At 71.1% G+C, this 26,569-nt stretch carries 24 protein-coding genes; 5 read left to right on the top strand and 19 right to left on the bottom strand.

From position 1 onward, the window contains the following. Nucleotides 1–64: 64 nt before the first annotated feature. Nucleotides 65–637 carry a SigE family RNA polymerase sigma factor gene (locus ACFWXC_RS32660; protein ID WP_384484189.1) on the top strand — a complete coding sequence of 191 codons (573 nt, stop codon included), beginning with the start codon at nt 65–67 and terminating at the stop codon, nt 635–637. Continuing rightward, nucleotides 634–1,485 (top strand): hypothetical protein, encoded by an 852-nt coding sequence (locus ACFWXC_RS32655; protein WP_384484187.1) that lies wholly within the window; start codon nt 634–636, stop codon nt 1,483–1,485. Before ACFWXC_RS32660 ends, ACFWXC_RS32655 begins: the two co-directional genes overlap by 4 nt. 97 nt (nt 1,486–1,582) lie before the next feature. Here the strand turns inward: ACFWXC_RS32655 and ACFWXC_RS32650 are convergent, their stop codons facing one another. Further along, nucleotides 1,583–2,737, bottom strand: a complete 1,155-nt coding sequence (locus ACFWXC_RS32650) for a right-handed parallel beta-helix repeat-containing protein (RefSeq protein WP_384484185.1) — start codon at nt 2,735–2,737, stop codon at nt 1,583–1,585. 148 nt (nt 2,738–2,885) lie between these two features. Beyond that, a complete protein-coding gene (locus tag ACFWXC_RS32645; RefSeq protein WP_384484183.1) occupies nt 2,886–3,683 on the bottom strand; it encodes an HAD family acid phosphatase in 798 nt (265 codons plus the stop codon). A 259-nt stretch (nt 3,684–3,942) separates the two neighbouring features. On the opposite strand from ACFWXC_RS32645, the gene ACFWXC_RS32640 reads away from it, so the two are divergent. Then, on the top strand, nt 3,943–5,310 hold the full coding sequence (locus ACFWXC_RS32640) for a cytochrome P450 (RefSeq protein ID WP_384484181.1): 1,368 nt from the start codon (nt 3,943–3,945) through the stop codon (nt 5,308–5,310). A gap of 162 nt (nt 5,311–5,472) precedes the next feature. Here the strand turns inward: ACFWXC_RS32640 and ACFWXC_RS32635 are convergent, their stop codons facing one another. The 15 genes from ACFWXC_RS32635 to ACFWXC_RS32565 form a co-directional block, all read right to left on the bottom strand. Beyond that, the gene (locus ACFWXC_RS32635) at nt 5,473–6,585 is read right to left on the bottom strand and encodes a chondroitinase-B domain-containing protein (protein ID WP_384484179.1); all 1,113 of its coding nucleotides are present in this window, start codon (nt 6,583–6,585) and stop codon (nt 5,473–5,475) included. A 22-nt stretch (nt 6,586–6,607) separates the two neighbouring features. Beyond that, nucleotides 6,608–7,630, bottom strand: coding sequence for a pectinesterase family protein (locus ACFWXC_RS32630; protein ID WP_384484374.1), 1,023 nt, complete (start codon nt 7,628–7,630; stop codon nt 6,608–6,610). A 4-nt stretch (nt 7,631–7,634) separates the two neighbouring features. Next, nucleotides 7,635–8,762 carry a pectinesterase family protein gene (locus ACFWXC_RS32625; RefSeq protein WP_384484177.1) on the bottom strand — a complete coding sequence of 376 codons (1,128 nt, stop codon included), beginning with the start codon at nt 8,760–8,762 and terminating at the stop codon, nt 7,635–7,637. A gap of 126 nt (nt 8,763–8,888) precedes the next feature. Next, nucleotides 8,889–10,175 (bottom strand): polysaccharide lyase family 1 protein, encoded by a 1,287-nt coding sequence (locus ACFWXC_RS32620; RefSeq protein WP_384484175.1) that lies wholly within the window; start codon nt 10,173–10,175, stop codon nt 8,889–8,891. Nucleotides 10,176–10,222: 47 nt separating this feature from the next. Next, nucleotides 10,223–10,993 (bottom strand): rhamnogalacturonan acetylesterase, encoded by a 771-nt coding sequence (locus ACFWXC_RS32615; protein WP_384484173.1) that lies wholly within the window; start codon nt 10,991–10,993, stop codon nt 10,223–10,225. A 108-nt stretch (nt 10,994–11,101) separates the two neighbouring features. Continuing rightward, the gene (locus ACFWXC_RS32610) at nt 11,102–12,442 is read right to left on the bottom strand and encodes an ABC transporter substrate-binding protein (protein WP_384484171.1); all 1,341 of its coding nucleotides are present in this window, start codon (nt 12,440–12,442) and stop codon (nt 11,102–11,104) included. A 97-nt stretch (nt 12,443–12,539) separates the two neighbouring features. Then, entirely contained in the window at nt 12,540–13,379 is an 840-nt protein-coding gene (locus tag ACFWXC_RS32605; protein WP_384484169.1) for a PmoA family protein, read from the bottom strand. Next, nucleotides 13,376–14,524 (bottom strand): Gfo/Idh/MocA family protein, encoded by a 1,149-nt coding sequence (locus ACFWXC_RS32600; protein WP_384484167.1) that lies wholly within the window; start codon nt 14,522–14,524, stop codon nt 13,376–13,378. The genes ACFWXC_RS32605 and ACFWXC_RS32600 overlap by 4 nt, the downstream gene beginning before the upstream one ends. 70 nt (nt 14,525–14,594) lie before the next feature. Then, nucleotides 14,595–15,479 (bottom strand): carbohydrate ABC transporter permease, encoded by an 885-nt coding sequence (locus tag ACFWXC_RS32595; protein WP_384484165.1) that lies wholly within the window; start codon nt 15,477–15,479, stop codon nt 14,595–14,597. Then, the gene (locus ACFWXC_RS32590) at nt 15,476–16,411 is read right to left on the bottom strand and encodes a carbohydrate ABC transporter permease (RefSeq protein ID WP_384484163.1); all 936 of its coding nucleotides are present in this window, start codon (nt 16,409–16,411) and stop codon (nt 15,476–15,478) included. Before ACFWXC_RS32590 ends, ACFWXC_RS32595 begins: the two co-directional genes overlap by 4 nt. Nucleotides 16,412–16,527: 116 nt before the next feature. Next, nucleotides 16,528–18,261, bottom strand: coding sequence for an L-arabinonate dehydratase (gene araD / locus ACFWXC_RS32585; protein WP_384484161.1), 1,734 nt, complete (start codon nt 18,259–18,261; stop codon nt 16,528–16,530). Next, nucleotides 18,258–19,169, bottom strand: coding sequence for a dihydrodipicolinate synthase family protein (locus ACFWXC_RS32580; protein WP_384484159.1), 912 nt, complete (start codon nt 19,167–19,169; stop codon nt 18,258–18,260). Before ACFWXC_RS32580 ends, araD begins: the two co-directional genes overlap by 4 nt. Next, entirely contained in the window at nt 19,166–19,822 is a 657-nt protein-coding gene (locus tag ACFWXC_RS32575) for a GntR family transcriptional regulator (protein ID WP_384484157.1), read from the bottom strand. Before ACFWXC_RS32575 ends, ACFWXC_RS32580 begins: the two co-directional genes overlap by 4 nt. A gap of 178 nt (nt 19,823–20,000) precedes the next feature. Further along, on the bottom strand, nt 20,001–20,981 hold the full coding sequence (locus ACFWXC_RS32570) for a threonine/serine dehydratase (RefSeq protein ID WP_384484155.1): 981 nt from the start codon (nt 20,979–20,981) through the stop codon (nt 20,001–20,003). Nucleotides 20,982–21,062: 81 nt separating this feature from the next. Continuing rightward, on the bottom strand, nt 21,063–21,815 hold the full coding sequence (locus ACFWXC_RS32565; protein ID WP_384484153.1) for an MBL fold metallo-hydrolase: 753 nt from the start codon (nt 21,813–21,815) through the stop codon (nt 21,063–21,065). 233 nt (nt 21,816–22,048) lie between these two features. On the opposite strand from ACFWXC_RS32565, the gene ACFWXC_RS32560 reads away from it, so the two are divergent. Further along, complete coding sequence (locus tag ACFWXC_RS32560; protein WP_384484151.1) at nt 22,049–23,275, top strand: MFS transporter; 1,227 nt, start codon at nt 22,049–22,051, stop codon at nt 23,273–23,275. On the opposite strand, the gene ACFWXC_RS32555 is transcribed toward ACFWXC_RS32560, so the two are convergent. Continuing rightward, nucleotides 23,158–24,375: a hypothetical protein gene (locus tag ACFWXC_RS32555; protein ID WP_384484372.1), complete on the bottom strand. Its 1,218-nt coding sequence runs from the start codon at nt 24,373–24,375 to the stop codon at nt 23,158–23,160. The two genes, ACFWXC_RS32560 and ACFWXC_RS32555, sit on opposite strands and share 118 nt — an antisense overlap. Nucleotides 24,376–24,404: 29 nt before the next feature. Next, nucleotides 24,405–25,346 (bottom strand): 5-dehydro-4-deoxyglucarate dehydratase, encoded by a 942-nt coding sequence (locus ACFWXC_RS32550; RefSeq protein WP_384484149.1) that lies wholly within the window; start codon nt 25,344–25,346, stop codon nt 24,405–24,407. Between the two features lie 253 nt (nt 25,347–25,599). Here ACFWXC_RS32550 and ACFWXC_RS32545 point away from each other — a divergent pair, with 253 nt between their 5' ends. After that, the gene (locus tag ACFWXC_RS32545; protein ID WP_384484147.1) at nt 25,600–26,409 is read left to right on the top strand and encodes an NAD-dependent epimerase/dehydratase family protein; all 810 of its coding nucleotides are present in this window, start codon (nt 25,600–25,602) and stop codon (nt 26,407–26,409) included. Nucleotides 26,410–26,569: the final 160 nt, after the last annotated feature.

Below are 26,569 nucleotides of genomic sequence, written 5' to 3'. Positions count from 1 at the left end.
TACACCTGTCATTCGCATGACATGGACGCGCATGACGCAGCCACCCTGACAGAAGAGGTCACCCGTGGGCACAGTCGTCGACGACGCCGCCGCCGCGGAGTTCCACGCCTTCTTCGAACGCCACTACGCCGAACTCTCCCGCCTCGCCCACATGTTGACCGGCGAGGCCGACGCCGCCGACGACCTGGCCGCCGACGCCCTGCTGGCGCTGTGGCACCGCTGGGACCGGGTGCGCGCGGCCGACCACCCGGTGGCCTACGCCCGGGGTGTCGTCGCCAACCTGGCCCGCACCCGCATCCGCAGCGCCGTGCGCGAGCGGCGCCGTATCGCCCTGTTCTGGTCGCACCGCGAGGAGAGGACCGAGAACCCGGACGTCGCCGGAGTGGTCGACGTCCAGGGGGCGTTGCGCCGCCTGCCGTTCCGCAAACGGGCGTGTGTGGTGCTCCGGCACGCGTTCGACCTGTCGGAGAAGGACACCGCGCTCGCCCTCGGGATCTCGGTGGGTACCGTTAAGAGCCAGACCTCGAAGGGCATGGCCGAGCTGCAGAGACTGCTCGGCGACTCCCAGGGTGTGCCGCAGCGGGTGCACGCGGCGATGGCGCCGCGCGCCGGTGAAAGCGGAGGAAGGAACCGATGAGGCAGCAGGACGTGCACGACGAGCTGCGCGCCCGGCTGCACGAGGCGGCCGAGGAGCACGAACCCGACCGCGCCCGCATCCTGGCCCGGGTCGAGCGGAGCATGGCCGCGCAGGCCCGCCCCGGCCATCGCGCCACCCTTCCGCCCGTGTTCGGCTGGGTCCGGGTGGTCAGCGCCACGGCGGCGGTCGCCGCGGTCCTCGGCATCGGCGGCTACGCGGTCGCCTCGGCCGTGAAGGAGACGCCCACCGAGAAGACGGTCGCGGTGTCGCCGACGCCGTCCGCGTCCCCGGGCACCACCTCCCGGCCGCCGTCCCGCCCGGCGGTCCCGCCGTCCCCCGGCACGCCCCCGAAGTCCTCCTCCCCGACGGCGAGTCCGACCCCCTCCGCGACCGCGAAGACCTCCGCCACCCCGGCGGCTCCGGTCGCCGACGGCGAGCAGGACGGGCCGCTGTGGTCGGACGGCTCGGTGGACCCGCACAGCAACGACTTCTGGGCGCAGTCCGACGTCACCCTGAAGATCTCGGAGCAACTGACCGCGCTCACCGTGCAGTTGAAGGTGGCCCAGACAGGCGGGGTGTCCAACGCCGGAGCCTGGCGCTCCCTGCCGGAGACCGACTTCACGCAGTCGGTCGCCGAGCAGGACGGCTTCCTGGTCTACACGTGGACGCTCAAGCCGGACCGCAAGGTCGCGGTCGGCGAGTGGGTGTTCGCGGGCCAGTACAACCACGAGCAGGGCGGCCGCGACGCCAAGAAGGACAGCTACACGATCACCGGCAGCGCGGGCGGCAAGCAGCACGCGGTGACGGGCGACTTCGCGACGCACACGACAGCCGACGGGGACTCATAAAGGAACGGCGGCTCTCCGCGCCCCTTAGGGGCGCGGGGCTGTACCGATATGCGGCTCCGCCGCGTGGGCGCGACCAGCCACAACGAAACCCGCGGCCTCAGTTCATGGTCGCCCCGATGGCGGTGGAGCCCGTAGTCAGGAACGTGGTCGCCGGCAGCGAGCCGTCGGAGCCACGCGCCCCGTACACGCTCGTCGCATCGGTCGACTTGAACGCCGGCGTGCTCACCCCGCCGTCCCAGCTGTTCGCCGCGGACACGGCCCTGGACCCCAGCTTGTCCGCGCCACCCTTGTCGCCCACCGCCAGGTTCCGCGCCAGCCGTGCCTTGCCGGTCTCGAAGAAGAACCCGGCCTGGGCATTGGCGTAGGCCGTGTTGCGGTTCAGCACGATCGCGCCGGTGTTGGAGTTCTCGGTGAACCCGTTCAGCGTGTTGTCCCAGGCGGCGTTGCCGCTGACGACGTGTGCGACGGCGACGCCCCCGCCGCCCAGCTTGAACCCGTTGCCGTTGCCCTCGAACGCGGAGTCGTTCCAGCGGTTCTTGCCGTTGCCGAAGGCCCAGCTGTGCTCGATGGCGACCGGGGAGGAGAACTGCCAGAGGTCCAGCCCGTCGTCCGAGTTGTTGTAGAGGCGGGCGCCGGTCACCTTGTTGCCCGTGCCCGAACCGAACTTGATGGCGATCCCGTCGGCGTTCTGGCCGTGCCCGGCCTTGTCGTAGTTGCCGTAGCTGTCCAGGTTCTGGACGAGGTTGTTCACGGTGCCGTCGCCGCGCAGGGTGAACCCGGAGTCGCCGTTGTCCGCGGTGACCAGGTTCTTGAAGACGCCGCCGGTGGACGAGGTGACGACGAAGCCCTGGGCCGGGGAGTTCTGGAAGGTGAGGTCCTGCACGGTCCAGTAGCTGCCGTAGATCCCGGTGAGCCAGGAGCCGGCGGGCAGCTTGGAGCCGTCGATCCTCACCTTCTCGCCGCTGTAGGCCTTGAGCGTGATGCGGTTCGAAGCGGTGCCGCTGACCGTCGACTTCAGGGTGGCGGTCGGGTAGTAGGTGCCCGCGCGGACCTGGATGACGGCACCGGCGGTGGCGTTCGCCACGGCCGACTCCAGCTGTGCGGTGGTCGCGACGGTGACCGTGCTGGTGGCGGCCTGGGCACCGCCGTTCGACAGACCGAGGTAGACGCCTGTCGCCCCCGCGGCGACGGCCACCGCCGCGGCGATCGAGAGGGTACGGGTCCTGCGGTGGCGTCCGGTGCTGAAGCGCACGGGCCGTTCCTTTCCTTGACGTCGCCGATGACGACGTGCCGACGAGGGGAGCGAAACGGGCCGGAGGGGCCGCCCCGGCCCGTTTCTGTCTCCCAGTCGCCACCGTGGCCGGAAAGGGTTGCCGCGTGTGCCGACTACGATCTACGGCCTACGACACGAAGTACGTCGGGTTCGGCAGCTTGTACGTGCGGTCCGCGTGGCCGCCGTCCAGGTCCGAGTACTGGTCGCCGAAGTTGGCGATGATGTCGTACCCGAGGTCCTTCTCGATGTGCTCGCGGGTGCCGGACTTGTACTGCACGGTCGTGCAGGTCCAGCTGCCCGCGGTGGCGCAACCGCTCAGGTACGACGGCGGATTGGCCGCGTCCTTGAGGAACATGTGCCCGGCGTCGAGGTTCACGTCGGCGCCGATCTTCTTCAGGTTCTCGACGGCGGCGGTGCGCTGCGCCTCGCTGAGACCGGAGTTGTAGAAGACCTCCACCCCCTTCTGCTTCGCGTACTGCACCAGCCCGGCGCTGCCGAAGACGCCCGGACGGTCGGCCTTGTTGACGTAGGCCGCCCAGGTGGCGGAGTTGTACGTGTAGTTGTAGCGCTTCTCGTAGTCGAGGCTGAGCAGCAGCGTGTCGTCGATGTCGAAGACGACCGCGGGCTTCTCGCCCTTGCGGTGGGCCTTGCGCGCGGCCCGGTCGATGTACCGCTCGGCGTCCTTGTCGAGACGCGCCAGGTCCTTGGCGTACGGGCTGGTCGGCGACGCCTGGTAGACGCCGCCCGCGTCGGCGGCGGTGCCGTAGTAGGTGTCGATGTCCTTCACCAGGAGCCCGATGTTGTAGGGCTCGTGGGTGGAGTTCGCGGTCGACTGGCCGGCCGTGGCGGCACCGGCGCCGTAGAGGGCGCCGCCGGCGAGCGCACAGGCGGCGGTGACGGCGACTGCTCTGTGTGATTTCCGCATGGAATCTCCGGGTCTGAGTCGGGTGGGTGTTGCACCAGGTCACGCCATGTCTACGCGCATCACACGGAATTCGGCGAGCCCTTTATCTGATCGATACTCACCACCGGGCCGTCGCGGCGACCGTACGGCCGGCACACGACCGGAGCGGCTCACCACCAGCTCGTGCCACGTGGTGCAGGACACGTTCATGACAGGATTGCGCCGAGGAAAGCTCAGGGAAGTCATAAGGGCGCCCATGATTGCCGCGAAGGGATGACTCGTGACGTCCACCGCGCCTCCCCCCATACCCCGAGCCGCAGGATCGTTTCCGTTCATCGGCCACGCGCTGAAGATGCGCGACAACCTCGGCTTCATCGACTCGCTGCGGGAGACACGGGAGCCACTCGTCGAGATCGTCCTGCAACCCGGGACGCGCACCATCGTGGTCCAGGACCCGGCCCTGATCCACCAGATGCTCAAGGCTCTGGGGCCCTCCCTCGACAAGGGCCGGCTCTACGACAAGCTCGGCCAGTTGCTGGGCGACAGTGTCGTCACGGCCGTCGGCCGGAACCACGTGCGCAAACGCCGCCAGCTCCAACCGGCGTTCGCCCACACCGAGATCAGCCGCTACGTCGACCTCATGCGCGCCGAGGTGACAGCCACCGTCGCAGGCTGGGAACCCGGGCGAACCCTCGACGTACGAGAGGCGATGGTCGGGCTCAGCCTCGACATGCTGGCCAGGACGGTGTTCGCCGGCAGCCTCGACGACGCCGTCTTCCGCCGGCTGCGCAGCGACCTGTCAGTGGTGTTGAACGACGTCGGCGTGCGCATCATGGTGCCCGACTGGGCCGAGCGCCTGCCGCTGCCCTTCAACCGCCGCTTCGACCGGGCCCGGGCCGGCGTACGCGCCACCATCAACACCGCCGTCGACGAACTGAAGGCCTCCGGGCACGACACCGGGGACATGCTCTCCATGCTGCTGCGCGCCGTCGACGAGGAGACCGGCGAGCCGCTGACCGGGCATCAGATCTGCTCCGAGATCCTCACCCTGGCCGTGGCGGGCACCGAGACCACCGCGTCGGTGCTGTCCTGGACCCTGTACGAACTCGCCCGCCACCCCGACATCGAGGCCCGGATCCTGGCCGAGCTGCACGAGGTCCTCGGAGACCGGCCGGTCACCTTCGACGACGTGCCCCGGCTGCCGTACCTGAACCGGGTGATCACCGAGACCCTGCGGCTGCACCACCCCGGCTGGCTGGTCACCCGCCGCACCATCGAGGAGACCCGGCTCGGCGGGTGGACGCTGCCCGCCGGCACCGAACTGGCCTACTGCCAGCACGCCCTGCACCGTGACCCTGAGCGCTTTCCCGACCCGGAGACCTACGCCCCGGACCGGTGGGCCGACCCCGCGCAGGAGCTTCCGCCGGGCGCGTTCCTGCCCTTCGGGGACGGCAAGCACAAGTGCATGGGGGACCGTCTCGCCCTCACCGAGATGGTCACGGCGCTCGCGACGATGCTGCGTTCGGTACGGCTGGAGCTCTCCGAGGGCCAGGTCATCCGCCAGGTCGCCCGGCTCACCGTGAGGCCGCACACCCTGCGGATGACCGTCCGCCCCCGGATCCGGCCCCGAGCCGGGGCCGGCCTCTAGCGCGTGTCTCTTCGACGGGCCGGTCAGTCGACCGGATACGCCGGGGCATCCGTGCGGTCGTCCCGGAGCCGTCCGACCGAGTCGGCCACCGCCTGCGGCGAGGCCGGCTCGGTGGCCGTCGGCATCCTCGTCCGGACCCAGCCGTGACCAAGGAGGCAGGCCCTAGTCCATGGTGGCCCCGATGGTCGTGCTCCCCGTCGTCAGGAAGGTGGTCGCGGGCAGCGACCCGTCCGACTGCCGGGCGTTGTACGTCGTCGAGGCGTCCGTCGACTTGAAGGCGGGGGTGCTGACGCCGCTGTCCCAGTTGTTGCCGGCGGACACCACCGAGGAGCCCTTGCTGACCAGCCCGCTGCCGTTGCTCACCGCGAGGTTCTTGCCGAGCCGGGCCGCACTGGTGGCGAAGTAGTAGCCCCAGTTGCCGTTGGCGTAGGCGGTGGTGCGGTTGATGACGATCGCGCCGGTGTTGGAGTTCTCGGTGAACCCGTTGCCGGTGTTGCCCCAGGCGGCGGAGTTGTTGACGACGTGCGCGACCACCTCGCCGTCGCCGCCCAGCTTGTAGCCGTTGCCGTCACCAGCGAACGCGGAGTCGCCCCAGCGGTTGACGCCGTTGCCGAAGGACCAGGTGTGCTCGACGGTGACCGGCGAGGAGAAGGACCAGAAGTCGATCCCGTCGTCCGAGTTGTTGTACGTCCGCGCCGCGGTGATCAGGTTCCCGGTCCCCGAGCCGAACTTGACGGCGATCCCGTCGGCGTTCTCGCCGTGGGTGGCGGCGTCGTAGTTGCCGTAGGAGTCGATGTTCTTGACGGTGTTGTTCACGGTCCCGTCCCCGGTGAGCGTGAAGCCGGAGTCGCCGCCGTTGATGGTCTTGATGTTGTTCCAGTTGGTCCCGGTGCAGGACTGGCAGACGACCGCGCTGTCCGGGGAGTTCTGGAAGGTGAGGTTGGAGACGTTCCAGTAGTCGGCGGTCAGCTTGAGGATCCAGGAGCCGGAGGGCAGCGAGGACCCGTCGATCTTCACGGTCTCCGAGCCGTACGCGGTGAGGGTGACCGGCGCCGACGAGGTGCCGTTGGCGGTGGACTGGAGGGTGGCGGTCGGGTAGTAGGTGCCGCCGCGGACCTGGATGACCGTGCCGGCGGTGGCGTTCTTGATGGCGTTGGTCAGGTCGGTGGAGTTGCTGACCACGACGGTGGCCGCGTGCGCCGGGGTGGCGAGCACGGCCAGTCCGAGCGAGGCGGTGGTCACGGCGAGCGCGGTGAAGGAGCTGATACGACGCATGACGTGCGGGTCCTTTCGTCGATCAGAGCTGGCGGACGGGTTTCCAGTCGCCGAGGTAGGCGGCGGGGGTGTGCGACGCGGCCTCGGCGGCGCTGAGCTGGGGCCGGTTGTCGGGGACGGTGATCACCGCGCCCGGCCCGGTGTTCCGGTACTCGTGGAACCGCATGGACTGCCAGGGATAGGCGTCCCGCATGTTCGTGTAGGGCGCGACGGGGTCGATCCCGGGGCCGATGAGACTGTCCCGCACGACCAGCGAGGGCCAGGCGGTGGTCTCGTACGTCGGCACCCAGGGCCGCGCCAGCTTGTACGCCCCGTCCTCCGCGCCGGAGGAGAACCGGCAGCGGACGGCGAGGAACCCGTGCGGATCGGCACGGGCGGTCGAGGGGGCGAACACCATGCCCTTGGGGGTGAAGTCGACATCCCTCCGCAGGGTGCGGAAGTGGCAGTTCTCGTACACCGCGACCGCCCGCCCGAAGACGAAGTCGACATCGCCCTCGACGTAGCAGTGGTGGAAGAACTGCCGGCCGAAGGAGCCGAGTTCGGTCGTGTCGGCGAACAGGGTGTCCTGGTGGGCGAGGAGCCGCACGTTCTCGAAGTGCGTACGGTCCCCGGTGAGGTACGCGGCGACGGCCTGGGTCCCGGTGATCTCCGGATGGTCGGCGCGCAGCCAGTCGTTGGCGAGGGTGAGATCCCGTACGACGAGTCCGGCCGCCGCGGAGGTGAAGGTCGCGGAGCCGGCCGTGCCGTAGGTCCCCGAACCGTCCGGCTTCGGGGTCCCGTTGGCGTGGTCGAAGACGATGACCGCGGCCCGGGGATCCCGGCTCGCGCCCCGCAGGGTCAACCGCACCTTGTCCGCGGGCACGCTGACCACTTCGCGGTACGTCCCCGGGTGGACGACGATCGTCCGGCCCGGCCCGGACACCGCGTCCACGGCCGCCTGGACGGAGTCCCCGGGGCGGACGTGCAGGACACGGCGGTCGCGGTCCGGGGCGAAGGCCGACGCGGCTCCCACGGCGACGGTTGAGAGGAGAGTGCGTCTCGACAGCACCTCAGCGCTCCTTCCACGGGGCCCAGTCGCCGAGACAGCCCTCCCGGGTCGCGGACCCGGCCTGTTCGGCGGTGAGCTGGGGCCGGTTGGCGGCGACCGTGATCTCGGCGCCGGGGCCGAGGTTGCGGTACTCGGCGAAGCGCTGGCTCTGCCAGGGGAAGGCGTCCGACATGTCGGTGTAGGGCGCGACCGCGTCGATGCCGGGGCCGAGCAGGCTGTCCCGGACGACGAGCGAGGGCCGGGCGGTGGTGTCGGAGGTGGGCACCCAGGGGCGGGCCAGCTTGTAGGCGGCGCGCGGGGCTTCGCTGCTGACACGGCTTTCGGTCACCAGATAGCCGTGCGGGTTGAGGACCGCCGTCGAGGGGGCGAAGACGAACCCGTACGGGGCGGTCGCGAGGTCGGTCCGGTCCAGGGTGCGGAAGTGGCACCGCTCGTACACCGCGGCCGCCCGCCCGAAGACGAAGTCGACGTCGCCCTCGGCATAGCAGTGGGCGAAGTACTGGCGGGCGAAGACGCCGAGGGCGGTCGAGTCGGCGTACAGGGTGTCCTGATGCCCGACGAACCGGCAGTGGTGGAAGGCGCTGCGATCGCCCTGCACCTTGAGGGCGACGGCCTGGGTGCCGCTGATGTCCGGGTGGTCGGCGCGCAGCCAGTCGTTGGCGAAGGTGATCCAGCGGGCGGTGAAGTCGTCGGCCTGCACGGTGGCGGTGGCGGAGCCGGTGGTGCCGTAGGTCCCGCCGCCGGGCTTGGCGGTGCCGGCCGCGTTGTCGTAGACGATGACGACGTCACGCGGGTGCTCGGAGGCGCCGATCCAGGTGGCCTCGGTGCGGGTGGTGTCGACGGCGACGGTCTCCCGGTAGACGCCCGGGGCGAGGACCAGGGTCCAGCCGCTGCCGGTGGCGGCGGTGACGGCGGCCTGCACGGTGGTGAAGTCGCCGCGGCCGTACGGGTCGACGTACAGGGTCCCCGGGGTGCGGCGGCGCGCGGGGGACCCGTACCGTCCGAACGGACGGCGGCCGACGGCGGCCCGAGCGGGGACGGCGGCGAGGCCGAGCGCGGCGCCCGCCCCGGCGCCCGCGATCAGGAAACCCCGTCTGGACAGGGGAGGTCGAGGATGGTGCGAGGGCATGCGGATGCTCCTTCGCGGTGCGGCTCGGGTGAGGTTCGCGGTACGGCTCGGGTGAGGTTCGCGGTACGGCTCGGGTGAGGGAGGGGCCGGGGCGGTGGGGCGCCCCGGCCCGGGGACGCGACGGGGTCAGCGCAGTCGGCCGGCCCCGGCCGCGCGGTCGACGATGCGCGGCACGGCCCGTGCCGGGTCGACCCTCGTGCGCAGGGTCGGGGTCCAGGTCGAGCCCGCCTGGAGGGTCTCGGCAGGGATCTGCGCGTTGTGGACGGCGATCAGGTCCGTCAGCTCACCGTTGACGTAGTTGTCGTCGGCGGTGAGCGTCGACTCGTTCCACTTCTTCAGGACCGAGCCCGCCCCGACGGTGTCGGGCAGGGTGAACGCGTTGTGCTCGGCGACGAGTTGGGACTCGATGCCGATGCCGTAGCTGTAGCCGTAGCCGTCCTCGGCGACGAAGTGGTTGTTGTAGGAGTCGACCTGCCCGAACCGCACCCGGGGGGCGCGCTCGACCAGGTTCGCGAACAGGTTGTGGTGGAAGGTGACCTTGAGGTGCCCCCGGTCGACGGCCGCGGTCGAGGCGCTGTCGCTGTTGCCGATGAGGATCGTCTTGTCGTGGTCCTCGAAGACGTTCCAGGAGGCGGTGACGTAGTCGGCGCCCTTGACGATGTCCAGCTCGCCGTCATGCTGCTCGTAGATCCGCCCGAAGTAGGAGGGCAGGGTGCTGTCGGGGTGGTCACCGTCGGTGAACGTGTCGTGGTCCATCCACACATGGGTCGATCCGTAGACCACCGCGCTGTCGTACTCGGAGTTCCAGTTGCCGTCGGCGGTGTCGGTCGGGTCCCACTGCGGGAAGCAGTCGAGCGGGCTCTCGAAGCTCAGGTTGCGGACGATGACGTTGTCGACGGCCTTGATCTGCAGGCTGGCGCCCTTGAAACCGGCGTCCTTGCCGATGCCGACGATGGTCGTGTTGGCCGGGACGTCCGCCTTGATGTAGGCGTCCTGGTGGGCGGCGGAGGCGCGGCGCAGCCCCTCCGGGCTGTCGTCGGGCTCGCCGTCCAGGTTGGTGGAGTGCCCCCAGGCCTCCGGTGAGTACTTCGCGAGGTAGGCGGCGAAGTCGTAGCCGGGCACGGCGAACGAGTCGCAGCTCGGCCCGTCCGCGTCGATGGCCCCCTTGACTCTGATGATCTTCGGCGCGCTGCCCCCGTCGGCCAGTGCGGCCTTGAACCCGTCCCAGGTGGTGACGGTGTAGACGTGCGCGGAGTCGGCGGCGGCCCCGCCGGTGGTCCCGGTGGTGGCGGCGCCCCAGCCGTCGTGTGCGCCCAGCACCTGGCGGTCGAGCGCGGCCCGGTGCGGGGCGGCGGCCTGGGCGGTCCCGGTCACGGCGAGCACGAGGGCAGTGCAGCCCACGACCGTCGCCATGACGCGTGCATGACATATATAGGTACGCACTGTGCGGGTCTCCTCAGCTATGCGGGTGGCCAGGTGATCCAGGACGTGGGGATGTCCTCGTGCAGCCGGATGACGTCGTGCCGGGCCAGCACCCGGCTGCGCGGCAGCTCCCGCGCCACGAGCCGGGCCACGGCGACGGCCCCCGGCGGATTGAAGTGCGTGTTGTCCTGCTCGGTGCCGGTCCAGTTGAAGTACGTCTTGGTCGCCTCGACCCCGAGCGACTGCCACAGCGCGAGCGACAGCGCCTCGATGTCGAGCAGCGGCACCCGTTCCTGTGCGGCCAGCGCACGCATCGCCGCCGGGTAGTCGCCGTGGGTCGGCACGGCGTTGCCGTCGGCGTCGAACCTCCGCCGCTCCACGGGCGTGGCGAGGACCGGCCGGGCACCGTGCGCGCGGGCGCCTTCCACGTAGAGGCGCAGATAGTCCTGATAGGTGGTCCAGGGCTCGGTGTACCGGGTGGGATCGTCGCTCTTCTCGTCGTTGTGCGCGAACTGGACGAGGAGCAGATCCCGCGGCCGGACGGTGGCGAGAATGGCGTCGAGCCGCCCCTCGTCGACGAAGCTCTTGGAACTACGCCCGTTGACAGCCTGGTTGGAGACGGTGATCTCCTTCCGCAAGAAGAAGGGGAGAGCCATTCCCCATCCGGTCTCGGGAGCCGCGTCGGCGTATTTCTGGGCGGCGGTGGAGTCTCCGGCGATGTAAAGGGTCCTACGCCTCTCGGGTGAACGCCCGACGAGAGGAACGGCGCCAAGAGCCGCGGAAGTTACCTGTCTGCGCGTAAGGGACACGCGGGTCACCTTTCAAACAGGGGATGACATGACCTACCCAGGGGCGCGGGGAACTGCGCGACCAGCCACAACAGACCTGCAGTCCCCCACCACCGCAACCACCCGAAATCAGTGGTTCTTCTTCCAGTCCGCCTGAGCCTTGTCAAGCTGATCGGCCAACGTGTCCAGGAACTCCTTCGCCGTCAGTTTCCCCAGCAGCACTTTCTGGAAGTTCGGCTCGTTGTCGGCCTTGGAAACGGTGTTCCAGTCCGGCAGATAGTAAGGAAGCTGCACGATCTTGGTCGACGTCCCGTTGAGCGCCTCGGCGGCCAGTTTCGTCGGCTCCGACGCCTGTACCCAGGCGTCCCGCGCCGCCTCGTTGTTCGCCGGCACCTGCCCCGCCGACTCGTTCCACTCGCTGTTGGCCCCGTGGGAGGCCGCGAACTCGATGAACTTCCAGGCGGCGGCCTTGTTCTTGCCGGCCTTGAACAGCCCGAGACCGTCGACCGGGTTGGACACCTGCACCCGGGTCCCGTCGTCGAGCGTGGGATTGGGAATCCCCTTGAACTTCCCGCTCAGCGCTTTCTCGTGATCGGCGTAGGACCCGAGGTTGTGGCTCAGCATCCCGATCGTGCCGGAGTCCCACTGCGCGACCATCTTGGTGAAGTCGTTGTTGACGTCGGCGGACGGGGTGTCCTTCTTGTAGAGCCCGACGTACTTCTCCAGAGCGGCGACGTTCTTCGGATCGTTCACCGTCGTCTTGTCGCCGTTCCAGAACGAGGTGATCCCGCTCTGCCCGTACATGGCGTCCAGCGCCTGGGCTATCGACCCCTCACCGCCCCGGATGGTGTATCCGAACTTGTTGTGCCCCTGGTCGGTGAGTCTGTCGGCCGCCGCGAAGAAGTTCGTCCAGGTGGTCGGCGGGTCCAGCTTGGCCGCACCGAACAGATCGGTCCGGTACCAGAGCGTGCCGTTGTTCGCGGACGTCGGCACGGAATAGGTCTTCCCGTCACCGCCGGCGGCTTTCACGCTCTCCAGGAACTTCTCGTTGAGCTTGCCGTTCAGGGAGCTCTTCGCGAGCCGGCTGTCCAGCGGCTCGAGGGCACCCTGCGCGGCGATCTCCGCGAGCATCGCGGTGCCGACACCGCCGACGTCCGGGAGTCCGCCGCCCTGGATGGAGGTGTCGTACTTGGACTGCACACTGGCGGCGGGCACCCCGACGTAGTCGACCTTGATGCCGGGGTTCTGCTTCTCGAAGTCGGCGATGATCTGCTTCCAGACGTCGGTGCGGACACCGCCGTTGTTGTCCCAGAAGGTGATCGTGCCCTTGCCGGAGCCCTCGTTGCCCTTGTCCCCCGCGCTGCCGCTGCCGTCGTCGCCGCAGGCGGTGGCGGTCAGGGCGAGCACGGAGCCCAGGGCGACGGCGACGGCCGCACGCCTGCTTCTGCGAATGCGGATGCTGCTCTTCATTGGTCGGCTCTCTTCTTCTGGATCCAATGGAGATGTGCGGTGGTGCGGACGTGCGGCTACGCGGCGCCGATCCGGGCCTCGGCCTCGGCGAAAGTGGTCATTGGGTCACCGCCTTGCGGACCAGGGCGGCCGCTTCGCCCCGCCCGAGCCGCCCGTCGGCGACGACGGTGACGACGCGCCGTACGACGGTCTCGCCGGGCGGGACCGGCAGCCGTTCGACGGGGGCCAGTGAGGAGCCGACGCCCGGGTACTCGGCGGTGCGGACGAACCAGGGGTCGCGGCGGGTGTCCGCGGTGGCTCCGGCGAGGACGAGGGTCCAGTCGGTGCCGGCCAGCGCCAGCCAGTCGGCGCTCCGGCCGTGCACCGCCTGCTCGCCCTCCTGGTCGGCCGTGAAGACGTCCGGGGCGGTGGCCTCCTTGCGGGCCCGCCAGAAGTAGCCGCCGTAGGCCGCGCCGGGGCGTCCGTTGGTGGCGGGGCTGCCGATCGAGAGCGGGTCTTCGGTGACGTTGGTGAGGGAGAAGGTGAAGTCCAGCGCCCAGGCGGTGTCGGTGAGTTCGGTCGCGGCGACCGTGCGCCGCTCGCGCAGCAGCTCGGTGCCGGCGGCGGTCCAGCGCAGCTCTTCCACGAACCCGTCGGGGTCGCACAGCTGGAAGGCCAGGTGGCGCTGGGCGCCGTGGTTGTCCAGTTCGGTCGGACCCCGGTCCCGGACGAAGGTCCGCCCGCCCCAGAAGTTGAACCCCCCGACGTCGGGAACGGCGACACCGACGCCGAGGTGGTGGGTGTGGTCGGCCGGGGTCAGCTCGGTGACCGCCCGGCCGGCCAGGGTGGTGACGGGGTGCAGGTAGGGCCGCGGGGAGAGGCGGGCCGGCAGTTCGGGCCGGGTGACGTAACGGGCGACCGGGCGGCCCGCGACCCGTAACACCAGGGTGTCTGTCATGTGCTCACCGCTTTCGGTGGGGCCCAGGGGGCGGACAGCTCGGAGTAGAGGGCGAGGGTGTCGGCACAGGCCGCGACCAGTGCGTCGATGCCGGTGACGACCCGGCGGTCCTCCTCGGGCAGGAAGTGCCAGGCGTCGGCGGGCAGCGCGGCCGGGTCGTCGGCCAGTCGAATCGCTTCAACGACCTTCATGAAGGCGCCCGTCGAGTCCGGTTCGACCAGCAGTGCGGCGCCGGTGGTGAGGTGGTCGGCGAGGTTCTCCAGCAGGTCCGTGCTGCCGTACGCGGTCTCCTGCGGACCGTGGCCCGCCCGCTGCACCAGCACCCGGTCCTGCTTGTACCAGAAGGTGATGCGGCCGCTGGTGCCGTGCACCAGGACGTACGGGTCCCCCGGTTCCTCGGCGCAGAGCGTGGCGGCGACGGTGAGCGGGCCGCGCGGGGTGGTGACGCGGACGCAGGAGGTGTCGTCGGACTCGATGTCGTTGGCGCGCAGCAGTTCGGTCTCGATGCCGGTGACGTCCTCGGCGCGGGGGGTGCCGAGCAGGGCGAGGCCGGTGGCGACGGAGTGCGCGAAGGGGTTGGTGAGGACGCCGTCGACGACGTCCACGCCGCCGAGGCGCCGCTTGCCGGCCCAGGGCGCCCGCCGGAAGTAGGACTCGGCGCGGGCCCAGGCGCCGGCCCCGCCCACCCCCACCACGTCACCGATCGCGCCCTCGGCGAGCAGCTTGCGGATCGCGGGCACGGCGCCCGAGCCCAGCGACTGGAAGCCGATCTGGCAGGCCACGCCCGCCTTGGCGACCCCGTCGGCCATCCGCCGGAACTCCGCGTAGGACGGTGCCGGCGGCTTCTCCAGGAGCAGGTGCACGCCCCGCTCGGCGGCGGTCAGGGCGAGGTCGGTGTGGGTGGGGATCGGGGTGCAGATCACGGCGATCCGGGCGCCGGTCGAGTCCAGCAGGGCGCCGAAGTCGGCGGACTGCTCGGGCGTGCCGAGACCCTCGGGCAGTTCGTCCGCGCCGAGCGGGGTCAGCTCGCAGATGCCGGCGAGCCGGACGACCCCCCTCTCCTGGAGGCGGCGGATGTTCTCCAGGTGCCAGCGGCCGTGGCCGCGCGCCCCCGCCAGCACGATGTCGATGGTCGAAGAGTTCACGGCATGCTCCCTGCGCTGTCGATCTTTGCGTGCAGGGTAAGCGTCCGGCCCGGTCGGCCCGTGAGGTGTCTCATCCCTTCACCGCCCCCGCGCTGAAGCCGGTGATCAGCCACTTCTGGATGAAGGCGAAGACGATCACCACCGGTACGGCGGCGATGATCCCGCCCGCGGCCAGTGCGCCCAGGTCGACGCTGTCCGCGCTCATCAGGGTGTTGAGGCCGACCGGGATGGTCTGCTTGCTCTGGTCGGACAGGAACATCAGGGCGAACAGGAAGTGGTTCCAGGCGTGCACGAAGGCGAAGGAGCCGACCGCGATCAGCCCGGGCCGCAGCATCGGGAGGACGACGATCCGGAAGGCGGTGAACCGGTTGCAGCCGTCGACCCAGGCGGCCTCCTCCAGGGAGTACGGCACGTTCCTGATGAAGCCGCTGATCAGGATCATCGACAACGGCAGCTGGAAGACGGTCTCGGCGATGACGACACTGCCGAGCGAGTTGATCATCTGGAGCTTGGCGAAGATCTGGAAGAGCGGCACCAGGAGCAGCGCGCCGGGCACGAACTGGGAGCAGAGCAGGCCCAGCATGAAGCCGCGCTTGAGCCGGAAGTCGAAGCGGGCCAGGGCGTAGCCGCCGGCCAGCGCGACGACCGTGGTCAGCAGCAGGGTGGCGACACCGACGTAGACGCTGTTGGTGAAGTAGGTGCCGAAGCTGCGCTCGGTCCACACCTTCCGGAAGTGCTCGAAGGTGACCGGCCAGGGCACCAGGGAGGTGGAGCCGGCCGGGCGCAGGGCGAAGAGCAGGATCCAGTAGAAGGGGACGAGGGTGAAGAGGAGGTAGATCCCGAGGGGGAGGTAGATCCCCCAGCGGGGGGCCTCGTCCCAGGCGCGGCGCCGCTTCCCCGGCCGGGCGGGTGCGGACGCGACGGGTTCGGCCTCGGGGGCGATCTCGGTGATCACTTGGCCTCGCCTCCGAACTTGCTCAGCCGCAGGTAGACCACCGAGAAGAAGAGCAGGATCACGAACGCCACCGTGGTCAGCGCGGAGGCGTAGCCGAAGTTGTGGGCGTCGACACTGGTGTTGGCGATGTAGAGGGGAAGGGTCGTCGTCTCTCCCGCCGGACCGCCTCCCGTCAGGGTGTAGAGCAGGTCGACGTTGTTGAACTCCCACACCGCGCGCAGCAGCGTGGAGAGGACGATGGCGTCCTTGAGGTGCGGCAAGGTGATGTGCCAGAACTGCTTGATCCGGCCGGCCCCGTCGACCTCGGCGGCCTCGTACAGGTCCTTGGAGACGGACTGGAGGTCGGCGAGGATGAGGATCGCGAAGAAGGGGACGCCGCGCCACAGGTCGGCGACCACGGCCGCCGGGAACACCGTCGAGGTGTCGGAGAGCCAGCTGGTGCCGTACGACCCGATGCCCGCGTCGGCGAGGTAACGGGTGATGCCCGTCTGGGAGTTGTAGAGCAGCACCCAGATCGCGGAGGTCAGCACGCCGGAGACGGCCCACGGCGAGAAGACCAGCGCCCGGCCCAGCGCCCGCCCGACGAACGTCTGGTTGACGATGAGCGCCAGCGCCAGACCGAACAGCAGCTGCAACCCGACTTCCACCACGACCCACTTGGCGCTGAAGGTCAGCGTGGACCAGAACTGCGGGTCGTGCGCGAAGGCCTGGGTGAAGTTGCCGAGACCCGCGAAGCCGTTCCGCCAGGGCTTGGTCGGGTTGTAGTTCTGCAGGCTGTAGTAGAAGACGCTGAGCACCGGGTAGGCGATGAAGCCCAGCATCAGCAGGGCCGCCGGGGCGATCAGCAGATACGGCAGCCTGCGCGGCGTCGCGGAGGCACGGCGCCGCCGGGGTGGCGCGGGCGGTTTCGCCACGGCTGCGGCTTGGGCCATGACTGTTCTCCGTTCGCTTTGGTTACAGCGGGTGCAGGAAGCGCTTGCTCAATGCACGCGGTTGAAGCGCTTCGACGATCATCAGAGGCAGTTGTGGGCGGTTACGGGTGGTGCGGTCAGCCCGCGTACGGGTCCGGGACCTCGCCCGGCCGGGCCAGGAACTCGAAGTCACAGCCGGTGTCGGCCTGGGTGATCTGCTGGTCGTAGAGCGCGCCGTAGCCGCGCTCGTACCGGGCGGGCGGCGGCGTCCACTCGGCCCGGCGCCGCGCCAGCTCCTCGTCGCCCACGTGGAGCCGGAGGCTGCGGGCCGCCACGTCCAGGGTGATGGGGTCCCCGGTGCGGACGAGGGCGAGCGGCCCGCCGATGTACGACTCGGGCGCGATGTGCAGGACGCAGGCGCCGTAACTCGTGCCGCTCATCCGGGCGTCGGAGATCCGCACCATGTCCCGCACGCCCTGCTTCAGCAGGTGGTCGGGGATGGGCAGCATGCCGTACTCGGGCATGCCGGGGCCGCCCCTGGGCCCGGCGTTGCGCAGCACGAGCACGCTGTCGGCGGTGATGCCGAGGGCGGGGTCGTTGATGGTGCGCTGCATGGTCCGGTAGTCGTCGAAGACGACGGCGGGCCCGGTGTGCTCGAGGAGCCGCGGTTCGGCGGCGATGTGCTTGATGACGGCGCCGTCCGGGCAGAGGTTGCCGCGCAGCACGGCGACTCCGCCCTCGGCGGCCACCGGGTTGTCGCGGGGCCGGATGACGTCGTCGTCGTGCACCCGGGCGCCGGCGAGCTGCTCGCGGTAGGTGTCGTGGGAGACCGTCGGCCGGTCGAGGTGGAGCAGGTCGGGGATACGGGAGAGGAAGCCCGGGAGGCCGCCCGCGAAGTGGAAGTCCTCCATGAGGTACGTCTGCCCCCCGGGCCGGACGTTGGCGAGGACGGGCACGGTGCGGGCGATGCGGTCGAAGTCGTCCAGGGTGAGCCGCACCCCCGCCCGTCCGGCCATGGCGATGAGGTGGATGACGGCGTTGGTGGAGCCGCCGAGCCCGAGGACGGTGGTGACGGCGTCCTCGAAGGCCTCGGGGGTGAGGAGCTGGGAGAGCCTCCGGTCCCGGTGGACGAGTTCGACGATCCGCATCCCCGCCCCGGCGGCCATCCGGTCGTGCCCCGAGTCGACGGCCGGGATGCTGGACGCGCCCGGGACGGTCACGCCGAGGGCCTCGGCGGCGGCGGTGAGGGTGGAGGCCGTCCCCATGGTCATGCAGTGACCGGGCGAGCGGGCCAGGCCGCTCTCCAGCTCCGTCATCTCGCAGTCGCCGATCAGGCCGGCGCGCTTGTCGTCCCAGTACTTCCACATGTCGGTGCCGGAACCGAGGACCTCGCCCCGCCAGTGGCCGGGGAGCATCGGGCCGGCGGGCACGAAGACGGCCGGCAGGTCGACGGAGGCGGCGCCCATGAGGAGGGCGGGGGTGGACTTGTCGCAGCCGCCCATGAGCACGGCGCCGTCGACGGGGTACGACCGCAGCAGCTCCTCGGTCTCCATGGCGAGGAGGTTGCGGTAGAGCATGGGGGTCGGCTTCTGGAAGGTCTCGGAGAGCGTGGAGACCGGGAACTCCAGCGGGAAGCCGCCCGCCTGCCACACGCCCCGCTTGACCGCCTGCGCCCGGTCACGGAGGTGCACATGACAGGGATTGATGTCCGACCAGGTGTTGAGGATCGCGATGACCGGCTTGCCGAGGTGCTCCTCGGGGAGGTAGCCGAGCTGGCGGGTGCGGGCGCGGTGGCTGAAGGAGCGCAGGCCCTCGGTGCCGTACCACTGGTGGCTGCGGAGTTCCTCGGGCCGCTTGCGAGGCGCGTTCACAGGGACCATCCGGAGGCGATGGCGGCGACCTCGGCGCGCTCTTCCTCGGGCAGCTGCCTGCTGGGCGGGCGGACGTCGCGGCGGCAGAGGCCGAGGGAGGCGAGGGCCTCCTTGACGACGGTGACGTTGTTCGCGGAGCCGTTGGCCGCGCGGAGTTCCTCGAAGCGGCGGATCTGTTCCCAGACCTTCATGGCGGCCGGGTAGTCGCCGGATCGAAGCGCTTCGATCATGTTCAGCGAAACGGCCGGGGCGACGTTCACCAGTCCGGAGGTGAAGCCGGTGGCGCCGGCCGAGAAGTAGGAGGGCGCGTAGGGTTCGGCGAGCCCGGCGACCCAGACGAAGCGGTCGAGACCGGCGTCGCGGGCGAACGCGGCGAACTTGGCGGCGTCGGGGACGGCGTACTTGACGCCGATCACGTTGGGGCAGGCGTCGGCGAGTTCGGCGAGGCGGGCGCCGGGGAGCTGGGCGTTGCGGACGTAGGGGACGACGCCCAGACCGGGCACGGACTCGGCGATGGCGCGGTGGTAGTCGACCCAGCCGGCCTGCGAGACGTACGGATGCACGGGCTGATGGACCATCACCATCCGGGCGCCGCGCTCCCGGGCGTGCCGGGCGGAGGCCACGGCGGTCGGCACGTCGTGTCCGACGCCGACGAGGATCGCGGCCCGCTCCCCGGCCTCCTCAAGGGTCAGTTCGGTGACGAGCCGCCGCTCCTCAGGGGTGAGGGCGTAGAACTCGCCGGTGTTGCCGTTGGGGGTGAGGGTGCGGATCCCGCCGTCGAGGAGGCGGCGCAGCAGGGCCCGGTGGGCGGTCCGGTCGACGCTGCCGTCCGCGGCGAAGGGGGTCACCGGGATGGCCACGACGTCGGCCAGGGCCGCCCGTTGGGCCTCGAACGCCACGCTGCTCATTCCTGTCCTTCCGTTGCCTGGGCTTCGGGGTACGCACGCTCGACGAAGGACGCGATGTGGGCGTGCAGGGCACCGGCGGCGCCGTCGGCGTCGCCCGCCAGGGCCAGCCGCAGGATCTCGCGGTGCTCGCCGGCCTCCTGTTCCCAGGAGGGGGAGGCGGCCCAGGCGACGGCGGAGACGAGGGCGGCCTGGTCGCGGACCTCGTCGAGCATCCGGCCGAGCAGCGGGTTGCCGCACGGAAGGTAGAGGGCGCGGTGGAAGTCCCGGTTGGCGAGGGAGCGTTCGGCGGTGTCGGTCGCGTCGTCGGCCCGGGTGAGGGCGTCGCGGGCGGCGTCCAGGGAGGCGCCTCTCCTCACGGCCCGGCGGAGCGCCTCGGGTTCGAGAAGGAGCCGTACGTCGTAGACCTCACGCGCCATGTCGGCGTCCACCATGCGCACCGTGACGCCCTTGTACTGGTTCATCACGACCAGCCCGGTCCCGGCGAGTGTCTTGAGCGCCTCCCGCACGGGGGTCTTGGACACCCCGAACTGCGCGGCCAGCTCGGTCTCCACCAGGGCCTGACCGGGCGTCAGCCGGCCGGTGAGGATGCGGTGCTTGATCGCGTCCAGCACATACTGCGTCCGGGACGGGATCGGCATGGGCACAGAGGTCATGCGCGCCTCTCGGGGTCACGTACCGGCTCCGGCGAGCCGGTCTGACGTATCTGATCTCGCGTATCGCGTCTCATATATGACGTACGAAGTACGACGCGGATGAAGGTAGGAGGACGGCTGTGTTTCGTCAATGCTTCTGACAAAGGGGGGTTGGAGGAGGAAGCCGGGCGCCGGCCGGTCAGGCCCTGTCGAGGGGAGCCGCGCCGACCCAGCGGTGGTAGGCGTCCACGTCGACGTTGCTGCCGCAGACGATCGTGACGACGTGCCGGCCGGCGAAGCGGTCACGGTCTTCGAGGACCGCCGCGATGCCGAGCGCGGCCGAAGGTTCGACGATGAGGCCGGCATGGTCGAGGAGCATCCGCATACCGGCGATGATCGACGCCTCCTGGACCAGGACGGCGTCGTCGGCGACCAGGAGGAGATCGTCCAGGACGGCCGGGATGGGACGCCGGCCGGCGACACCGTCGGCGATGGTGTCGGTCGAGTCGGTGGTGACGACACGCCGCCGGTGCCACGAGCGGGTCAGCGCCGGTGCGCCCAGCGGCTGGACGCAGATCACCTCGACTTCGGGCGCCAACGCCTTCACCACATGACCCACGCCGGTGGCCAGCGCCCCGCCGCCGAGAGCGATCAGGACGGTGTCGAACGACGGCGTGCTGTCCACCAGTTCCAGGCCGATGGTCGCCGCACCCTCGCAGGTCTCGATGTCCAGGCTGTCTTCGACCAGCCGGATGCCGTCGTACCGTGCGATGGCCGCCGCCCGCTCGCGGGCCGTCTCGTGGTCGCCGTCCACCAGCTCCAACCGGGCGTCCAGCGCGCGGATGCGATCGAGCTTGGCCCGCGTCGCCGAGCGGGATGCCACGACGGTGACGTCGAGCCCCCGGCCGCGACCGGACCACGCGAGGGCCTGGCCGAGGTTGCCCGCGCTCGCGCACACCGCGGCCGGCGAGGCATGGCCGGCGAGCAGGCTCGCGACCACCTCGGTGCCGCGGGCCTTGAAGCTGCGGACCGGGTTCGCCGTTTCGAGCTTGATGCTCACCGTGCACCCGAGGCCGGGTTCCAGTGCCTCGCAGCGGTACAGCGGAGTGTCGAGAAAGACCGGGTCGATCACCTGGCGGGCCGCCCGGATCCGAGCCGTGTCGAGACGCGTCCCCTGCACGACAGGCAGCGTAGCGCCACCGGTGCCGGTTCCATGAGCAATCGTCGGGATGTGCGGGTCCGTTGAGGTGTGTCACCCGTTTCAGAAACCCCTGGCCTCCCCCTCCCGCGCCACACTGGTGGGCCGCTCCGACACCGCCCCCGCCCGGGCCGCCGCCATCTCCCTCGTCAGCGTCGGCCCCACATGCGTGACCAGCAGCTCCCGCGCCCCCGCCGCCCGGGCGATCCGCCCCGCGTCCTCCGGTGTCAGATGGACCTGTTCGCCATCGCGATGCTCGTCGATGTCGGCCTCGCACAGGAAGACGTCCGCGCGGGCGGCCAGCTCGGTCAGCGCGTCGCACGGACCGCTGTCCCCGGAGTACGCCAGTACGCTCCCCTGGCATTCGGCGCGCAGCCCGTAGGCCTCGACGTCGTGGGCCACCGCCCGCGCGGCGAGCCGCAGGTTCCAGTGCCGGACCATGTGCCCGTCGTACAGGGGCCGGAAGTCGAACACTCCGCTCAGGAAGCCGAGATCCGATCGCCCGAAGAAGCTCGCCAGCCGGTGCGCGCACTCCTGCGGCGCGTACACCGGTATCGGCGCGGCCGGCGTCATCCCGCCGAAGGCGTACGCGTAGGCCGCGGCCAGCAGATCCGCGCTGTGGTCCGCGTGCAGGTGCGAGATCCAGATCGCCGTGAGTCGCGCCGGATCCGTGTGCCGCTGCAATTCCGCGAAGGTCCCGGTCCCCGCGTCCACCCACACCTCGGCACCCCCGCCCCGCAGCAGGTAGCCGGAGCACGGGCGGCCGGGCCGGGGGTGCGGAGAGGCCGTGCCGAGGACGGTGAGGCTCAGTGCCATGGCGAGGAGAGTACGGATCCGGGTCCCCGCCCGCTCACCGTTTGCGTCGCTCTACGGATTCCGGCCCGGTCCCCTTACGGCTTCCAGCCCGGATCCCGTCCACTCAGCCCCACCGCCCGCTCCGGCAACGGCGCGCCTTCCCGCACCGGCAGGCGGTTCGCACGCCGTCCGCCGTCCTTCTAAGGCACCTTCCCGATCCCCGCACCCCCTCCTTAGCTCCACGATGACCAGGCATGACCACCTCCTGGACCGTGACCCGCCTGCTCCGCGACCGCAACGCGGCCCTCTACCTCACCGGTGTCGTGGTGTCCGGCTTCGGCAGCTCCGCGCTCTGGCTCGTGTCGGGCGTCTGGGTCAAGGACCTCACCGGCTCCGACGGCCTCGCCGCCCTGTGCACCGCCGCGCTGTGGGCCCCCACCCTGCTCGGCCCGGCCCTCGGCACCCTCGCCGATCGCGTCCGCCGCAAGCCCCTGCTCATCCGCCTGAACCTCGCCCTCGCCGTCCTCCTGCTCCTCCTCTGGACGGTCGACTCGCCCGGCTCCGTCTGGCTCCTCTTCACCGTCCTCGTCCTCTACGGCGCGGCAGGCGTCGTCGAGGACGCGGCCAACTCCGCCCTGGTCGCGGCCGCCGTCGACCCGGCCCTCCTCGGTGACTTCAACGGGCTACGGATGACCGCCCGCGAGGGCATGAAGCTGGTCGCCCCGCTGACCGGCGCCGCGCTGTACACGGCGTACGGCGGGCCGAGCGTGGCGGTGCTGGACGCCGGTACCTTCGTGCTGGCGGCGGGGGTGTGCGCGCTGCTCCGGGTGCGCGAGGAACGCCCGCGGCCGGCGACCGGGAGCCGGCGGCAGCAGACCGCCGAGGGCGTCCGGCTGCTGTGGGGGCATCCGGCCCTGCGTCCGCTGGTGCGTGCCGGTGGCGTCACGATGTGTCTCGTCTCGCTCGGCAGCAGCCTGAACTACGCGGTGGTGGACGCCCTCGGCCACTCCCCCGCCTACACCGGCGTGCTGTACGCCGTCCAGGGCGTCGGCTCGGTCGCGGTCGGGCTGATCTCGGGGCCCGCCCTGCGGCGGCTCGGCGAGCGCCGGTTCGCCGCGTACGGCATCGCGCTGACGGGGGTCGCGCTGGCCGCACGGGCGGTACCGTACGACGCGGTGGTGCTGGCGTGCAGTGCGGCGGGCGGGCTCGGGCTGCCCTGTGTGCTGATCGCCGCCTACACCGCCGTACAGCGCGAGATCCCGGCCGCGGCGCTGGGGCGGGCCACCGCGACCGCCGGCACGCTGATGTTCACACCGAACGTGCTCGGACTGGCCGTCGGGGCCGCTCTCGTCGAACTAGTCGATCACCGGCTGCTGTTGGCGGTCTTCGGCGGTGCGCTGCTGGCCACCGCCGGGTCACTGGCTCGGCGCAGCGCCTCCCGCACCGCCGCCAGGTCGCCGTCGGACGCCAACCCGGCGTGATACAGCCGCAGTTCGGTCGCGCCCAGCGCACGCGCGCGGGCCGCGTCGGCCGCCAGGGTGCCGGGGCTGCCGCCCATCCCGGAGACCACCGTGAAGTTGGCGGCCAGGACCGTGTCCTCGCGCGCGTGTTCCGCGAAGGGCGTCAGCAGGGCCGTACCGCCCGCGCAGGGGACCACGACGCCGTCCGCGACCGACAGCACGTGCGCGGGGTCCACGCCCGCGTTGGCGCCGCAGTGGTAGGCCACCGGGTCGGCGTGCAGCAGCACCTGGAAGCCCTCGGGGGCCGCCGCGCGCACCGCGGCCACGGCCGCCTCCTGGAGCGTGCGGGCCCGCCCGTCGCGCCACGCACGGGTGGCCGCCGCCACCGGTTCGCCGAGCAGCTTCTCGACCGTCGGCCACCCGCCGTCGTCCGCCGCGCCCCGCCACAGCGGCTCCAGGGCCTCCCGGACGGCCGTGGCCAACGCGTCGGCGTCCAGGCCCTGTTCGCCGTACCCGGTCCGGCAGGCCGGGCAGAAGCAGAGCGCCATCAGGTACTGGCCGGCGTCTCCGAGGGCGACGCCCGCGGTCTTGTCGTGGGCGTGCAGATGCTGGAGGCCGTACCAGCCGAGGGACTCCAGTTCGGTGCCGGCCGCGCCCGGGCGGACGGCGGCCTCGGCGGCGAGGTCGGTCAGGTACGCGCGCGTGGCGGGCTGGGCGATGCAGGGGGCCCAGGGGTAGCGGTCGCCGTAGGCGTTGACGACCGAGGTGTCCGGGTGCTCGGCGCCCAGGCGGGAGCTGTGGGCGAGGATCACCCAGGTGTGGACGTCGAGGCCGGCGCCGGCCAGGGCTTCGGCGGCCTCTCCGTAGGCGTCGCCGGGGGCCCAGTCGCCGGCCGGGTGGGGGCGGAGCCGTCGGTCCGCCCAGTGGTCGCCCGCCGGGTAGTAGACGGCCGCGTACTCGGCGGTGACGATGCGGTGGCGCGGGTGCCGGGGGGTCAGCGCGCGGGTGGAGTGGTAGGCGGAGGCGAGGGTCACCTGGTCCACGCCGAGCGCGGCGATCCGCTCCGGAGCCCCGGGATCCCCGTTCACGTCCCAGGGGTAGACGAACGCCGACGTCTTCAGCCGTCCTCCCGCGGATGCCGCCGGCGCCGTCACGCGCCCTCCTCCAGCAGTGCGTACCCGCGGTCGATCAGCTGGGCGAGCTGCTTCACATGGTCCTCGCCCGGCTCGTGCAGCGGGGGCCGGACCTCGCCGACGTCCAGACCGCGCAGCCGTACGCCCGCCTTGACCAGGGAGACGGCGTATCCCCGGCCCTGGGCGCGGAGTTCGACGAACGGGCGGTAGAAGCCGTCCAGCAGGCGCTCCACCGTCGGCCGGTCCCCCTCGCGCAGGGCGGCGTGGAAGGCGAGGGCGATCTCGGGGACGAAGCAGAAGACGGCCGAGGAATAGAGGGTGATGCCGATGGCCTGGTAGGCGAGCTGGGTCTGTTCGGCGGTCGGCAGGCCGTTGAAGTAGAGGAAGTCGCCGGGGACCTCGGTGCGGACGGCGCTGACGATGCGCTGCATCAGGTCCAGGTCGCCGAGGCCGTCCTTGAAGCCGATGATGCCTTCGGTGCGGGCGAGTTCGACGACCGTGGGCGGGGTGAACACCGCATTGTCCCGCTGGTAGACGATCACCGGGAGACCGGTCGCCGCGGCCACCTCCCGGTAGTGCCGCAGCAGGCCCTCCTGGCCGGCGGCCACCAGGTAGGGCGGCATGGCGAGCAGGCCGTCGGCGCCCGCCGCCGCGGCGAGACGCGCGTAGCGCACGGCGAGCGCGGTGCCGTAGCCGGCCCCTGCGATCACCGGTACCCGGCCCTCGGTGGCCGCCACGGCCGCGCCCACGCAGGCCTCGAACTCCTCGGGCAGCAGTGCGTGGAACTCCCCGGTGCCGCAGCAGGCGAACACGGCGGCGGCACCGGCCTCGACACCCCGGCGCACATGCTCGCGGTAGACGTCGAGGTCGAGGGAGCCGTCGGGGCCGTAGGCCGTGACGGGGAAGAAGAGCGGCCCGCGCGGGTCACGGAGCCGCGAGGCGAGAGGGGCTGGCGTCACGGGCGCTCCCTGTTGATGCATGTGTCTTGATGCATGTGTCTGATCAGCGTCCATATTCATGAACGTGACCACGTTACGAGGTCCCCTCAGGGTCGGTCAAGGAGCCAAACGACCAACACCTGAGCGGATTCCCGCACTCCACGGCACACTTGACGAGGTGTACCGCACCTCCCTAGCGTGTCCACGCATGTGAATGCCAGACATGAATGAGACCTCCTGGGTCACCCGGAGGACGCCGACCGAGGAGACTTGGATGCCCACTCCCCGCACGCTACTGCTCACCGGCGCCGCAGGCGGGCTCGGCACCCTGATGCGGTCCCTGCTCCCGGAGTACGGCTACGAGCTGCGCCTCTTCGACGTCCGCCCGATCGACGGCGAGCCGGACGCGATCACCGCCGACCTCGGCGACCGGGACGCGCTGCGGGAAGCGGTGCGGGGCGCGGACGCGGTCCTGCACCTCGCGGGGATCTCCCTGGAGGCACCCTTCGAGAAGATCCTCCGCGCGAACATCGAGGGCACCTACAACCTGTACGAGGCCGCCCGCGAGGCCGGCGTGCCGCGTATCGTCTTCGCCTCCTCCAACCACGCCGTCGGCTACACCCCGGCCCCGCGCGCGGGCGATCCACTGATCCCGATCGACACCCCGCACCGCCCGGACACCTTCTACGGCCTGTCCAAGTCCTTCGGCGAGGACCTCGCCCAGCTCTACTGGGACCGGCACGGCCTGGAGACCGTCTCCGTCCGCATCGGCTCCTGCTTCGCCGAGCCGGCCGACGTGCGCATGCTCTCGGTGTGGATGAGCCCCGCCGACGGCGCCCGGCTCTTCCACGCGGCCCTGACCGCCGAGCAGGTCGGCCACACCGTCGTCTACGGCTCCTCCGCCAACACCCGCCTGTGGTGGGACCTGGCCGGCGCCCGGGCGCTCGGCTACGAGCCGCAGGACGACTCCGAGCAGTTCGCGGAGAAGCTGATCGCCGAGCACGGCGAGCTGGACCCGCGGAACCCCGCCCAGACCCACCTGGGCGGCCGGTTCGTCAACGACCCGCCCATCTGGCCGTACTGAACCGACCGGGACGCGAGACGGCGCAAGACAAGCGGAGGACAGCCGGACACGGCCTCACCCCGGGCGGCGGAAAACGATCGCCCACGGCGGCGGGCGGGCACCGAACGGGCCCCCCCCCCCCCCCCGTCGGGCCACCCCGCTGCCCGCGCGCACACCCCCC

The organism is Streptomyces sp. NPDC058683 (assembly GCF_042716195.1).
Lineage (GTDB): Bacteria > Actinomycetota > Actinomycetes > Streptomycetales > Streptomycetaceae > Streptomyces.
The sequence above is the reverse complement of the archived record's forward strand: the minus strand, read 5'-3'. Positions and strand labels throughout refer to the sequence as shown.

Excerpts from the sequence above, each read along its gene's own strand:
- ACFWXC_RS32655 (WP_384484187.1), top strand. The coding sequence starts at position 634 with ATGAGGCAGCAGGACGTGCACGACGAGCTGCGCGCCCGGCTGCACGAG.
- ACFWXC_RS32645 (WP_384484183.1), bottom strand. The coding sequence starts at position 3,683 with ATGCGGAAATCACACAGAGCAGTCGCCGTCACCGCCGCCTGTGCGCTC.
- ACFWXC_RS32635 (WP_384484179.1), bottom strand. The coding sequence starts at position 6,585 with ATGCGTCGTATCAGCTCCTTCACCGCGCTCGCCGTGACCACCGCCTCG.
- ACFWXC_RS32625 (WP_384484177.1), bottom strand. The coding sequence starts at position 8,762 with ATGCCCTCGCACCATCCTCGACCTCCCCTGTCCAGACGGGGTTTCCTG.
- ACFWXC_RS32620 (WP_384484175.1), bottom strand. The coding sequence starts at position 10,175 with ATGGCGACGGTCGTGGGCTGCACTGCCCTCGTGCTCGCCGTGACCGGG.
- ACFWXC_RS32610 (WP_384484171.1), bottom strand. The coding sequence starts at position 12,442 with ATGAAGAGCAGCATCCGCATTCGCAGAAGCAGGCGTGCGGCCGTCGCC.
- ACFWXC_RS32605 (WP_384484169.1), bottom strand. The coding sequence starts at position 13,379 with ATGACAGACACCCTGGTGTTACGGGTCGCGGGCCGCCCGGTCGCCCGT.
- ACFWXC_RS32590 (WP_384484163.1), bottom strand. The coding sequence starts at position 16,411 with ATGGCCCAAGCCGCAGCCGTGGCGAAACCGCCCGCGCCACCCCGGCGG.
- ACFWXC_RS32580 (WP_384484159.1), bottom strand. The coding sequence starts at position 19,169 with ATGAGCAGCGTGGCGTTCGAGGCCCAACGGGCGGCCCTGGCCGACGTC.
- ACFWXC_RS32575 (WP_384484157.1), bottom strand. The coding sequence starts at position 19,822 with ATGACCTCTGTGCCCATGCCGATCCCGTCCCGGACGCAGTATGTGCTG.
- ACFWXC_RS32565 (WP_384484153.1), bottom strand. The coding sequence starts at position 21,815 with ATGGCACTGAGCCTCACCGTCCTCGGCACGGCCTCTCCGCACCCCCGG.
- ACFWXC_RS32560 (WP_384484151.1), top strand. The coding sequence starts at position 22,049 with ATGACCACCTCCTGGACCGTGACCCGCCTGCTCCGCGACCGCAACGCG.
- ACFWXC_RS32545 (WP_384484147.1), top strand. The coding sequence starts at position 25,600 with ATGCCCACTCCCCGCACGCTACTGCTCACCGGCGCCGCAGGCGGGCTC.